The organism is Enterobacter sp. TCD1-1 (assembly GCF_020567405.1).
In the GTDB taxonomy this organism is placed as follows: Bacteria; Pseudomonadota; Gammaproteobacteria; order Enterobacterales; family Enterobacteriaceae; genus Enterobacter; species Enterobacter quasiroggenkampii.
The window spans coordinates 698,439-710,813 of record NZ_JAJCXF010000001.1 but is presented as its reverse complement, the minus strand read 5'-3'; the positions used below and the strand labels follow the sequence as shown (position 1 = coordinate 710,813).

Below are 12,375 nucleotides of genomic sequence, written 5' to 3'. Positions count from 1 at the left end.
CGGTATACGGAACTTTTTTTTTCATATGCCTGACGGACTTCACACTTGTAAGTTTTCAGCTACGTTGTAGACTTTACATCGCCAGGGGTGCTCGGCCTAAGCCGAAGATATCGGTAGATTTATATTTGACCACGCCCCCCGGTGAAGGATTTAACCGTGATTCTCTCTTGAGACTTTCATGGCGAATTTTGGATGATAACGAGGCGCAAAAAATGAAAAAGACAGCTATCGCGATTGCAGTGGCACTGGCTGGCTTCGCTACCGTAGCGCAGGCCGCTCCGAAAGATAATACCTGGTATGCAGGTGGTAAACTGGGCTGGTCTCAGTTCCACGACACTGGCTGGTACAACAGCAGCCTGAACAATGATGGCCCAACTCACGAGAGCCAGCTTGGTGCAGGTGCGTTCGGTGGCTATCAGGTTAACCCGTATGTTGGTTTTGAAATGGGTTACGACTGGTTAGGTCGTATGCCATACAAAGGCGACACCGTAAACGGCGCTTTCAAAGCACAGGGCGTTCAGCTGACCGCTAAACTGGGTTACCCAGTAACTGACGATCTGGACGTGTACACCCGTCTGGGCGGCATGGTATGGCGCGCTGACTCCAGCAACAGCATCGCTGGCGACGACCATGACACCGGTGTTTCCCCAGTATTCGCTGGTGGCGTTGAGTGGGCTATGACCCGTGACATCGCTACCCGTCTGGAATACCAGTGGGTTAACAACATCGGCGACGGCAACACCGTTGGTGTTCGTCCAGACAACGGCATGCTGAGCGTAGGTGTTTCCTACCGTTTCGGCCAGCAGGAAGAAGCAGCACCAGTTGTTGCTCCAGCGCCGGCTCCAGCTCCAGAAGTACAGACCAAGCACTTCACTCTGAAGTCTGACGTTCTGTTCAACTTCAACAAAGCGACTCTGAAACCAGAAGGCCAGCAGGCACTGGATCAGCTGTACACCCAGCTGAGCAACCTGGATCCTAAAGACGGTTCTGTAGTGGTTCTGGGCTTCACCGACCGTATCGGTTCTGACGCTTACAACCAGAAACTGTCTGAGAAACGTGCTCAGTCTGTTGTTGATTACCTGATCTCTAAAGGTATCCCAGCTAACAAGATCTCCCCACGTGGTATGGGCGAATCTAACCCAGTTACTGGCAACACCTGTGACAACGTGAAAGCTCGCGCTGCACTGATCGACTGCCTGGCTCCAGATCGTCGCGTAGAGATCGAAGTTAAAGGCATCAAAGACGTTGTAACTCAGCCAGCGGCATAAGTTATCGTCTTATAAAAAAACCCCGCAATGCGGGGTTTTTTATTGTCTGAAGAAAAGTAAAAAAATCTACTTTTTACCCAACAGCGCCTGAAGGTCGTTCTTCAGTGTCGACATCTGGTTGGCGTATTTCTCTTTATGTTCTGCATCCTCAATCAGCTGCACGATGGTTTCCGACAGCGTTTTGCCCCGTCGTTGCGCCAGCCCGGCCAGCCGCTGCCAGACAACAAATTCCAGGTCGATTGATTTTTTTCGAGTGTGCTGATGCTCAGCATTAAAATGCCGTTTGCGTCGCGCACGGATAGTTTGCTTCATCCGGTTTAACAAGGCAGGATTGATGTGTTTCTCAATCCAGCCGTTAACCTGTACCGGTTCATTTTCGAGGGTCAGCAAAATATCCACGGCTTCTTGTGCAGCGCTGGCTTCGATGTAGCAGGTGATCAGCTCCCCTTCACGGTGCTTTTTGACCAGGTACTTCCATTTCCAGCCGCTTTCGAGATTTTCCAGTTGTTGATATTTCATTGCGATCTCAGTGTTACCACGTAACTCTGTTCAGAATATCAGTTTTTTAGCAATCTGCTGAAAAGAAATCATATCCTGTGAGTGAATGCAGCCAATCACCCTGTCGAAATCCCCAATCCTGCTTGGGTACAGCCCCCCGCTTACGGTATACTCCACGCTTTTACATCTGACTAAAAAACATCAACTTTGACCATTACGAAACTTGCATGGCGTGACCTTGTTCCGGATACCGAAAGTTATCAGGAACTGTTTGCACAGCCAGATCTCGCAAAAGAACACGAATTCATCCTTAGCGATACGCAGCCCCGTTTGCATTACGCGCTGGAGCAGGCATTAAGCCCATGGGCAACTGCGCCTTTCATGCTGCTCAAAGCCCCGGAAGAAGCGGAATACCTGACGTTGTTCGGGGATGCCGTGCGTCAGTTAAAGCCGGAAGCGAATGCCGTTTTTGGCGGCCAGTATCGTATTACGGGACATGATGTCACTTTCGAACCGGCGGCACAGGCCGACGGTCGTTTTGCCGCCAAGGGCGAGGTGATTACCGCGAACTGGGTCGAGGCAGAACAACTCTTTGGTTGTCTGCGCCAGTTTAACGGCGAGCTTTCGCTGCAGCCGGGACTGGTACATCGCGCAAATGGCGGTGTCCTGATCATCTCGCTGCGTACCCTGCTCTCGCAGCCGCTGCTGTGGATGCGTCTGAAAACCATCGTGCACCAGCAACGTTTCGACTGGGTAGGCTACGATGAGTCCCGTCCTCTGCCCGTCTCTGTTCCGTCTATGCCGCTGTCGTTAACCGTCGTGCTGACGGGCGATCGTGAATCGCTGGCGGACTTCCAGGAAATGGAGCCGGAACTGGCTGAGCAGGCGGTATATAGCGAATACGAAGACAATATCCAGATTGCCGATGCCGACGATATGGCGCAGTGGTGTCAGTGGGTGATGGCCGTTGCCGAACGTTTTGCGCTGCCAACGCCTGCGGCTGACGCGTGGCCAGGCCTGATCCGCGAAGCGGTGCGCTATACCGGTGACCAGGAAACGCTGCCACTCTGCCCGCTCTGGATCGGCAAGCAGCTGCGTGAAGTAGGTGTGATTAGCGGTAACGGTGCGTTCACCGGAGAACAACTCACCCAGATGCTGGCTCAGCGAGAGTGGCGAGAAGGCTATCTTGCTGACCGTATGCAGGATGAAATTCTGCTGGAACAAATTCTGGTGGAAACCGAAGGCGAACGCGTCGGGCAGATTAACGCCCTGTCGGTGATTGAATTTCCTGGCCATCCGCGCGCGTTTGGGGAGCCGTCTCGTATCAGCTGCGTTGTGCATATTGGCGATGGCGAGTTTACCGATATCGAACGCAAAGCCGAGCTGGGCGGAAACATTCACGCCAAAGGCATGATGATCATGCAGGCGTTTTTGATGTCTGAACTGCAGCTTGAGCAACAGATCCCCTTCTCCGCCTCGCTGACCTTTGAGCAGTCCTACAGCGAAGTGGATGGCGATAGCGCCTCTATGGCTGAACTGTGCGCCTTAATTAGCGCCCTGGCGGAAGTGCCCATCAATCAGAACATTGCGATCACCGGTTCGGTGGATCAATTTGGTCGTGCGCAGCCTGTGGGTGGTCTCAACGAGAAAATTGAAGGCTTCTTCTCAATCTGTCAGCAGCGCGGTTTAAACGGCAAGCAGGGTGTGATTATTCCGGCTCCCAACGCACGCCATTTAAGCCTCAGTCAGGAGATCCTGGATGCGGTTGAACAAGAGCAGTTCGCTATCTGGGCCATCGAAGGGATTGAGGATGCACTACCCTTACTGACAAACCTGGTATGGGATAGCGAAGGGCAAACCACCCTGATGCAGACTATCCAGGAGCGTATTGCTCAGGCGACACAGCAGGATGCTCGTCATCGTTATCCATGGCCGTTACGCTGGCTGGGCTGGTTTAGTTCGAACTGATCGGACTTGTTCAGCGTACACGTGTTAGCTATCCTGCGTCCTTCACTAAAATAAGGCTTACTGAGAACATGGTAGATAAACGCGAATCCTATACAAAAGAAGATCTTCTTGCCTCTGGTCGCGGTGAACTGTTTGGCGCGAAAGGCCCACAGTTACCGGCCCCGAACATGCTGATGATGGACCGTGTCGTGAAAATGACCGAAACCGGCGGCAACTTCGATAAGGGTTACGTAGAAGCAGAACTCGATATCAACCCGGACCTGTGGTTCTTCGGTTGCCACTTTATCGGCGATCCGGTAATGCCTGGCTGTCTGGGTCTGGATGCGATGTGGCAGCTGGTTGGCTTCTATCTGGGCTGGCTGGGTGGTGAAGGTAAAGGCCGCGCGCTGGGCGTAGGCGAAGTAAAATTCACCGGCCAGGTTCTGCCTACAGCGAAGAAAGTGACCTATCGTATTCACTTCAAGCGCATCGTTAACCGCCGCCTGATTATGGGCCTGGCTGATGGCGAAGTGCTGGTCGACGGTCGTCTGATCTATAGCGCAAGCGACCTGAAGGTTGGCCTGTTCCAGGACACGTCCGCGTTCTGATCGTGCTTTTTGCACCCCCGGAAAGGCGAAACCTCCGCATTGCGGAGGTTTCTTTTTTAAAAGAGACGTTATCAGGCTATGAGTGCCCTGTCGCCGATGGCTTCTCGCCAGCCTCCAAGCCATTGTGACCTTTGATTTATCGTCTGATAAGGACACATTTCTTTAGAACGTCCAGCGATGCCGGCCTGATAACCACGTTGATGAGCCCGTTCCAGGCGATCTCGTTTCTGTCTCTTCATGCCTCGTTTCCCTCATTCTTTTGTCTGGTGGAAAGAAAACAGTGTCTGCACTATCTGCACAGGCACAGATAACGAATACCCCGAATTAGTCGCATCGTCAATGTTCAAAATTCATACGGGTGTCATATTTGTGAGCTACCTGGAAGATCATTTGTACAAAAATTGTGACGTGGCACAAGTAACGGCCTGAAGTGAAAACGAAAAAAAACCGCAATCAGCGACAGACCGATTGCGGTTTTTGATGATGAATTTTACTTATGGCAGCCGGGAAATCTCTCTCGCGATACTGGCCGACTCCTGCGCCCAACCCTGAGCCAGGACTTTCACCATTTCGTCATAGCCATCCTTCTGCTGCTTCAGCTCCAGATGGAAAGGACGCTTAATCAGCTGCCCCTGATGATTCAGCAACCACTCCCCGCTGATCACCACTGCACCATCATAGCGGCCGTGGAAGCCCGTTACGGTGACGTTCAGCGTATCCTGATCGTTACCCAGCGGCTGCGACGCGACAACCCAGCCCGGAAGCTGGCTACCCAGATTGGCCACCAGCGTGTTGCGCAGCTGCTGATCCAGCGGGCTGGCCCACAGGTTGTTGGTCGCAATCACATATTTAACGTCGCTGGTCTGATAGACCACGCCGTTTCCTGCCAGATAATCCGGCACGGCAACCTGCTCAACCCACAGCTGGCGGTTTCCCTGACTCGCCGTGCTTTGCCCGCCGCTGTGGGTCGCCACAGGCAGCTGATAGTAGCTTTTATTCTCTACCCCTGAACTGCACGCCGTTAACAGCAGAGCGCCAACCATCAATAGCCACTTTTTCATTCTTTTGCCCTCTTCGGCTCAGGATCCTTTTTATCTTTCGCTTCGAACACCAGCGCGTTGCTCTTCTCGTTGAGCGTTTTCAGAACAGGCTGCAGTTCACGCAGGACCTGATCAAGACGCTGCATATCTGCCACCATCTTGTTATAGGCTGCTGAGCCCGGCTGGAAGCCCTGCATACTGCGGTTCAGCTCACGCAGCGTTTTCTGCATGTCCTGCGGCAGCTGTTGCATGCTCTGGCTCGCCGTGATCTTGTTGATGTTATCCAGCGTGGTTTGCAGGCGCTGCATTGTCTCCTGACTCTGATGTAACGACCCGGTCGCCGCTTCAATCATCGGATTCAGTGGCAGATTGTTGATCTTATCCAGCGTCTCCATCAGACGCTGCTGGATCTGCGCCAGGCCGCTGCTCACCGTTGGGATGATCTTATAGCCACCGAATTCACGGATACCGGTAATCGGCGGTGCTTTCGGGTAGAAGTCCATATCCACATACAGCGCACCGGTGACCAGGTTGCCGGTTTTCAGCGACCCGCGCAAACCGCGTTCCATCAGTTGAGAGATATGGGCTGCAATATCCTGATTTTCGCCAATCTGGTTTAGCAGACGCTCCGGCTCAATGCGGATCAGCACCGGAATGCGATAGTCATCATCCAGCATCTGGCTCAGGCCCGGGACGAAGAATGGCACTTGCCCAACCGTACCGAGGCGAATACCGCGGAACTCAACAGGCGCCCCCGGCTGCAGGCCGCGAACGGAGTCTTTAAAGAACATCAGGAAGTCAACGTGATCGGTATAGAGCGCATCCTGAATGCTTTTTTGATCGTCAAAGAGACGGAAAGCGGTGTTCTCTGCAACCGGCTGGCCCAAATCCAGGCCCTCCGGCACATCAAAACTCACGCCGCCGCCAAACAGCGTGGTCAGCGAACCCATTTCAACGCGCATACCTGCCGAAGTCAGATCCACCGCGATCCCGCTGTCTTTCCAGAAACGGACATTGCTGGTGACCAGGCGATCGTTTGGCGCATTGATGAAGAGCTGATAGCTGATCGCGCGTTTCTGCGGATCAAATGTGCTTTTCTCAACCGACCCGACGCGGTAGCCGCGGAACAGAACCGGGTCGCCCGCCGTGAGCTGACCTGCTTTTTTACTGTCGAGGATCACGCGGATACCCTTGGCATCAGGCGGCGCAAGCGGCGGTGAGTCCAGGAGCTGGTATTTGGCTGGCTGGTTACCCTTAGCACCGGGCTGCAGCTCAATGTAGGCGCCCGAAAGCAGCGTCCCTAAGCCGCTGATCCCTTCTCGCCCCACCTGCGGCTTAACGACCCAGAAAACGGAATCGCCGTGCAGCAGTTTTTCCATGCCGGCATTAAGGCGCGCCTTAATCTCCACATGGGTTAAATCGTCCGTCAGGGTTGCGCTTTCGACCACGCCCACATCCACGCTACGGCTTTTGATGGTCGTTTTACCGCCCTCAATCCCCTCGGCATTGGTGGTTATCAGCGTCACTTCCGGTCCCTGATGACTGTAATGATAAAACAGGATCCAGGCACCGATCAGCGCAGTCACGATGGGAAAAATCCACACCGGAGACCAGTTTTTGACCTTCTGCACTTTCGCCTCTCCACTCTTATTTTCCATGCTCTTACTCTTCCTCATGGCTTGATTCAGGCTCACGATCCCACGATAAACGAGGGTCGAAGGTCATGGCCGCAAACATGGTCATGATCACGACCAGTGCAAACATTAAAGCCCCCATCGCAGGATAAATACTCATCAAACCGCCCATCCGCACCAGCGCAGAGAGAACGGCGATGACAAACACGTCAATCATTGACCAGCGTCCGACAAACTCGACCACTTCATAAATCAGGTGCATGCGTTCGCTATCGCGTTTCCCATGACCTTTCGCATCCCAACAGAGCCAGGCGATGGCGATCATTTTTAAGGTGGGCACCATAATACTGGCGATAAAGATGACGCCAGCGACCGGATAGGAACCTTCGCCCCAGAGCAGTATCACCCCGGCGAGGATCGTCGAGGGCATTTTGTCACCGAGCAAATCGGTGATCATGATTGGCAGAATATTGGCTGGCAGATACAGCATGACGGACGTGACCAGCAGCGCCATCGTCCACTGCAGGCTATTTTTACGGCGTACGTGCCCCTTTGTTTCGCAGCGCGGACAGACGTCGAGATCGGCGGGCAGCACGGCGGTACAGCACGGGCACGAGCGAAGCCCCTGGCGAATGCCGGGCACCCCGACCTTCACCGTCTGAGCAAGCGTCGGCGCTGGCGCGATATCGTCCCACGCCCAGCGCCTGTCCACACACTGGAAGGCGCGCAGCTGCAGAACGCAGTACAGACACCAGGGAATAAAGCTGCTGCCAATCCCCACGTCGCCGTACGCCATCAGCTTCACGAAGCTGACCAGAATCCCCGCCAGAAAAATCTCGGCCATCCCCCAGCTTTTGAGCTGAAAAAGAATACGCGCCAGTCGGATTTTCAGCGGTGCCGGCATCCTGACGCGGTTCACCAGCAAAAGGATGACGACCAGGCAAAAAGCCGGGACTATCTGGACAAACAGGAGAAAAAAGGTCCCCAGGCTGGCGTAATCTTCCGAGAACATCACACCCGGGATTTCAAGCAAATCCACCTGGCTGGTGATCCCCCCGACCTTCATATAGATGAAGGGGAAGAGATTGGAGAGCAGCAGCATAAACAAGGCTGCCAGAGCGTAAGCAGTGGGACGCTGTCGCGGCGCGTCCCACTCGGTTGTCAACGTCGCACCGCAACGTGGACACAGGGCTTTATGTCCGTGACCAAGCTCTGGCAACGCCACGAGCATATCGCATTGCGAGCATAAAATATGCCTGTCGGCATGGTGCTGGTCACACATATGTTATCCCTGTTTATGCGCCGTTTTTCAGAGACTCAAGGTACTCCCAGCGCTCAAATGCTTCTTCCAGGGCTTTTTCAGCCGCGGACAGTTCTGACAGTACTTTCTGAGTATAGTCATGCGATTGAGTAAAGAATGACGCATCAGCAACCTGTGTTTGCAGATCCTCAAGCGCGGCCTCCAGCTCTTCAAGACGCTGCGGTAGCCCCTCCAGTTCGCGCTGCAGGTTATAGCTTAGTTTAGCCGAGGTTTTCTTGACAGTTTCTGCTTTTGTTACAGCAGGTTCAGAACTTATTTTGGACTTTGACTGCTTCGTCGCCAGCGACTGTGCCTGTTGCCCTTTTGCATCGTGATAACCGCCGACATATTGACCAATTCGCCCTTCACCTTCGAAGATCCAGCACTCGGTCACGGTGTTATCAACGAACTGACGATCGTGGCTGACCAGCATCACGGTGCCCTGATAGCCGTCAATCAGCTCTTCGAGTAATTCCAGCGTTTCGACATCCAGGTCGTTCGTCGGTTCATCGAGGATCAGCAGATTGCTTGGCTTCAGGAACAGGCGCGCCAGCAGAAGGCGGTTTCGCTCACCGCCGGACAGCGCGCGCACCGGCGTCATGGCGCGTTTCGGATGGAACAGGAAGTCCTGCAGGTAGCCCAGCACGTGGCGAGGCTTGCCGTTCACCATCACTTCCTGCTTACCTTCGGCGAGGTTGTCCATCACCGTACGGTCCGGATCCAGCTCCGCGCGGTGCTGGTCGAAGTAGGCGACCTCGAGCTTGGTCCCGCAGTGAATACGTCCGCTGTCGGCCTGCAGCTGGCCCAGCATCAGCTTCAGCAGCGTGGTTTTACCGCAGCCGTTCGGGCCAATCAGGGCGATTTTGTCGCCGCGCTGAACCTGCGCGGAGAAATCGTTGACCAGCACTTTACCGTCAACCTGATAGTTGACGTTTTCCATTTCGAAGACAATCTTGCCGGAGCGGGACGCCTCTTCCACCTGCATTTTGGCGCTGCCCATCACATCACGGCGTTCGCTGCGCTCGCGACGCATCGCCTTCAGGGCACGCACGCGGCCTTCGTTACGGGTACGGCGGGCTTTGATGCCCTGGCGGATCCAGACCTCTTCCTGCGCCAGCTTGCGGTCGAACTCGGCATTCTGCAGCTCTTCCACGCGCAGGTTTTCTTCTTTCTCCAGCAGATACGTATCGTAATCGCCGGGATAGGTCACCAGCTTGCCGCGGTCGAGGTCGACAATGCGCGTCGCCATATTGCGAATAAACGAACGGTCATGCGAGATAAAGATGATGGTGCCGCTGAAGGTTTTCAGGAAACCTTCCAGCCAGTCGATCGCTTCGATATCCAGGTGGTTGGTCGGTTCGTCCAGCAGCAGCACCTTCGGCCCGCTGACCAGCGCGCGGCCCAGGGCCGCTTTACGCAGCCAGCCGCCGGAGAGCGCCGACAGCTCCATATCGGGTTCCAGGCCGAGCTGTGCCAGCACTTCATTAATGCGGTTTTCAAGCTGCCACAGACCGTGGTGATCGAGCATCTCCTGCACTTTCGCCAGTTCGTTGAGGTTTTTGTCGCTCGGATCGGTCATCACCAGATGCGAAATCTCGTGATAGCGCTTCAGGTATTCAGCCTGCTCGGAGATCCCTTCCGCCACGAAATCGTAAACGCTGCCGGTCACGTGACGCGGTGGATCCTGCTGCAGGCGGGAGACAATCAGATCCTGCTCGTAAACAATACGCCCGTCATCCAGCCCCTGTTCACGGTTAAGGATTTTCATCAGCGTGGATTTACCCGCGCCGTTACGGCCCACCAGACAGACGCGCTCGTTATCTTCGATGTGCAATTCTGCATTGTCGAGAAGCGGTGAGTCGCTGAAGGAGAGCCACGCGCCGTGCATACTAATTAAAGACATTTATTTTTCCTTTCAGACCGCGGTAATCAACCAGCAGTTATGAATTTGACGGTTACGGGCAAAGTCCTGAGACAGCGTTTTTTGGCTGATTTCTTGTGCTTTCAGTCCCAGGGCTGCTAAGCCGTCATGATCCATACGGAAGCCGCGTTTGTTGTTCGAGAACATAATGGTGCCGCCTTTGCGCAGCAGACGCTTCAGGTCGGTCATCAGGCGCAAGTGATCGCGTTGTACATCAAAGCTATCTTCCATACGCTTGGAGTTGGAGAAGGTCGGCGGATCGATAAAGATCAGATCAAACTGCTCGTCGGTATCGCGCAGCCAGCCCAGCACGTCAGCCTGCATCAGGCGATGCTGACGTCCGGTTAAGCCGTTAAGACGCAGGTTGCGCTCCGCCCATTCCAGATAGGTACGGGACATATCCACCGTGGTGGTGCTGCGCGCGCCGCCCAGACCGGCATGCACGCTGGCGCTGCCGGTATAGGAGAAGAGATTCAGGAAGTCCTTGCCTTTACTCATCTGGCCCAGCATGCGTCGAGCGATACGGTGGTCGAGGAACAGACCGGTATCCAGATAGTCGGTCAGGTTGACCCACAGGCGCGCGTTGTATTCGCCCACTTCGATAAAGTCGCCCTTCTCGCCCATCTTCTGGTACTGATTTTTGCCTTTCTGACGTTCACGCGTTTTCAGCACCAGCTTGTTTGGCGCAATACCCAGCACGGCGATGGTGGCGGCAATGACGTCCAGCATGCGCTGACGCGCTTTTTGTGCATCAATGGTTTTCGGCGGCGCATATTCCTGAATCACCACCCAGTCCGCGTAGCGGTCAACCGCCACGTTGTACTCCGGCAGGTCGGCATCGTACAGTCGATAGCATTCAATGCCCTCCTGCTTCGCCCACTTCTCAAATTTCTTCAGGTTCTTGCGCAGGCGGTTGGCGTAATCTTCCGCCACACCGGACGGCTTGCTGTCGGCCGCCTTCTCCGCCAGATGGTAGTTTTTCTGCACGCAGTCCAGCGGGCCGTTTTTCGCTTTAAACTGGCGATCGGCGCGCAGCTGCAGGCAGCTCAGCAGTTCCGGCGAGGCGCTGAACAGAGACAGGTTCCAGCCGCCGAAGTGGTCCTTCATATTGCGGCCCAGCAGGCTGTGCAGGGCAATCAGCGCCGGTTCGCTATCGAGACGTTCGCCGTATGGCGGGTTGCTGATGACGGTACCGTACGGGCCTTTTGGCAGCGGGTTGGTCAGGTTCGCCACGTCTTTCACTTCAAAGGTGACCAGCTCGCCGATACCGGCACGGCGGGCGTTGCTGCGCGCACGCTCAATGACGCGAGGGTCGCTATCGGAGCCGTAGAAATGAGAGGTATATTCCGCCAGCCCCTTCCGCGCGCGGGTCTGCGCGTCGTCTTTGACCTCTTTCCAGAGCGCTTCATCGTGCTGCGCCCAGCCCTTGAAGCCCCACTGGGCGCGGTGCAGTCCCGGCGCGCGGTCGGTGGCCAGCATGGCCGCTTCAATCAACAGGGTACCGGAACCGCACATCGGGTCGAGCAGCGGCGTGCCCGGCTGCCAGCCGGAGCGCATCACAATCGCGGCCGCCAGGGTCTCTTTGATGGGTGCCATGCCGGTACGATCGCGGTAGCCGCGCAGGTGCAGGCCCGCGCCGCTCAGATCGAGGGAGATGCTTGCCGTGTCGCCGTTCAGCCAGACGTTAATACGCAGATCGGGGTTTTCACGATCGACGTTGGGACGTTCCTTATTTTTACGCGTGAAGCAGTCCACAATGGCGTCTTTTACGCGCAGGGCACCGTACTGGCTGTTGCGGATCTCGTCGTTCACGCCGTTGAAATGCACCGCAAAGGTGGCATTCGGGGTGAAGATCTCTGTCCAGTCGATCATCTGTACGCCGGTATAGAGATCAAGGTCGCTATAGACCTTGCACTCCTTCATCGGCAGCATGATGCGCGACGCCAAGCGGCTCCACATCAGGCTCTGGTAAATAAGCCGCGTGTCGCCCTCAAAATGGACACCACCCTGAACCACCTGGCACTCTTGCGCGCCCAGGCTTTCCAGTTCAGTTTTTAACAGCTCTTCCAGCCCACGGGCCGTACTGGCAAACAGAGAATTCATATCGTCACTTTTACTCTTAGAAAATTGTCGCGCATTATAGCTAATATGGCGTGTAT

10 protein-coding genes are annotated in these 12,375 nt (G+C 55.1%); 3 read left to right on the top strand and 7 right to left on the bottom strand.

Translation table 11 applies throughout. From position 1 onward, the window contains the following. The first annotated feature begins 212 nt into the window (after window positions 1-212). Complete coding sequence (ompA, locus tag LJA86_RS03340; RefSeq protein ID WP_008499928.1) at window positions 213-1,268, top strand: porin OmpA; 1,056 nt, start codon at window positions 213-215, stop codon at window positions 1,266-1,268. Window positions 1,269-1,334: 66 nt separating this feature from the next. Here the strand turns inward: ompA and matP are convergent, their stop codons facing one another. Continuing rightward, window positions 1,335-1,787, bottom strand: coding sequence for a macrodomain Ter protein MatP (gene matP, locus LJA86_RS03335; protein ID WP_008499929.1), 453 nt, complete (start codon window positions 1,785-1,787; stop codon window positions 1,335-1,337). 186 nt (window positions 1,788-1,973) lie between these two features. Between matP and LJA86_RS03330 the strand changes: the two genes are divergently transcribed. Together LJA86_RS03330 and fabA are read left to right on the top strand one after the other, a co-directional pair. After that, a complete protein-coding gene (locus LJA86_RS03330) occupies window positions 1,974-3,734 on the top strand; it encodes an AAA family ATPase (protein WP_229225640.1) in 1,761 nt (586 codons plus the stop codon). 68 nt (window positions 3,735-3,802) lie between these two features. Next, a complete protein-coding gene (gene fabA / locus LJA86_RS03325; RefSeq protein WP_008499931.1) occupies window positions 3,803-4,321 on the top strand; it encodes a 3-hydroxyacyl-[acyl-carrier-protein] dehydratase FabA in 519 nt (172 codons plus the stop codon). A 71-nt stretch (window positions 4,322-4,392) separates the two neighbouring features. Here fabA and rmf read toward each other — a convergent pair whose 3' ends face one another. The 6 genes from rmf to rlmKL all read right to left on the bottom strand — a co-directional run bounded on the left by rmf (window position 4,393) and on the right by rlmKL (window position 12,319). Next, the gene (gene rmf / locus LJA86_RS03320; RefSeq protein WP_013097261.1) at window positions 4,393-4,560 is read right to left on the bottom strand and encodes a ribosome modulation factor; all 168 of its coding nucleotides are present in this window, start codon (window positions 4,558-4,560) and stop codon (window positions 4,393-4,395) included. A 255-nt stretch (window positions 4,561-4,815) separates the two neighbouring features. After that, window positions 4,816-5,382 carry a membrane integrity-associated transporter subunit PqiC gene (gene pqiC / locus LJA86_RS03315; protein ID WP_045908366.1) on the bottom strand — a complete coding sequence of 189 codons (567 nt, stop codon included), beginning with the start codon at window positions 5,380-5,382 and terminating at the stop codon, window positions 4,816-4,818. After that, entirely contained in the window at window positions 5,379-7,019 is a 1,641-nt protein-coding gene (gene pqiB / locus LJA86_RS03310) for an intermembrane transport protein PqiB (protein WP_024907768.1), read from the bottom strand. Before pqiB ends, pqiC begins: the two co-directional genes overlap by 4 nt. Before the next feature lie 4 nt (window positions 7,020-7,023). Then, window positions 7,024-8,277 (bottom strand): membrane integrity-associated transporter subunit PqiA, encoded by a 1,254-nt coding sequence (gene pqiA / locus LJA86_RS03305; RefSeq protein ID WP_008499934.1) that lies wholly within the window; start codon window positions 8,275-8,277, stop codon window positions 7,024-7,026. 13 nt (window positions 8,278-8,290) lie between these two features. Then, window positions 8,291-10,198 (bottom strand): ABC transporter ATP-binding protein, encoded by a 1,908-nt coding sequence (locus LJA86_RS03300; protein ID WP_229225639.1) that lies wholly within the window; start codon window positions 10,196-10,198, stop codon window positions 8,291-8,293. 12 nt (window positions 10,199-10,210) lie between these two features. Beyond that, window positions 10,211-12,319: a bifunctional 23S rRNA (guanine(2069)-N(7))-methyltransferase RlmK/23S rRNA (guanine(2445)-N(2))-methyltransferase RlmL gene (rlmKL, locus tag LJA86_RS03295; RefSeq protein WP_229225638.1), complete on the bottom strand. Its 2,109-nt coding sequence runs from the start codon at window positions 12,317-12,319 to the stop codon at window positions 10,211-10,213. Window positions 12,320-12,375 lie beyond the last annotated feature (56 nt).

Coding starts and splice junctions, on each gene's coding strand:
- ompA (WP_008499928.1), top strand. CDS start 213: ATGAAAAAGACAGCTATCGCGATTGCAGTGGCACTGGCTGGCTTCGCT.
- matP (WP_008499929.1), bottom strand. CDS start 1,787: ATGAAATATCAACAACTGGAAAATCTCGAAAGCGGCTGGAAATGGAAG.
- fabA (WP_008499931.1), top strand. CDS start 3,803: ATGGTAGATAAACGCGAATCCTATACAAAAGAAGATCTTCTTGCCTCT.
- rmf (WP_013097261.1), bottom strand. CDS start 4,560: ATGAAGAGACAGAAACGAGATCGCCTGGAACGGGCTCATCAACGTGGT.
- pqiC (WP_045908366.1), bottom strand. CDS start 5,382: ATGAAAAAGTGGCTATTGATGGTTGGCGCTCTGCTGTTAACGGCGTGC.
- pqiB (WP_024907768.1), bottom strand. CDS start 7,019: ATGGAAAATAAGAGTGGAGAGGCGAAAGTGCAGAAGGTCAAAAACTGG.
- pqiA (WP_008499934.1), bottom strand. CDS start 8,277: ATGTGTGACCAGCACCATGCCGACAGGCATATTTTATGCTCGCAATGC.
- LJA86_RS03300 (WP_229225639.1), bottom strand. CDS start 10,198: ATGTCTTTAATTAGTATGCACGGCGCGTGGCTCTCCTTCAGCGACTCA.
- rlmKL (WP_229225638.1), bottom strand. CDS start 12,319: ATGAATTCTCTGTTTGCCAGTACGGCCCGTGGGCTGGAAGAGCTGTTA.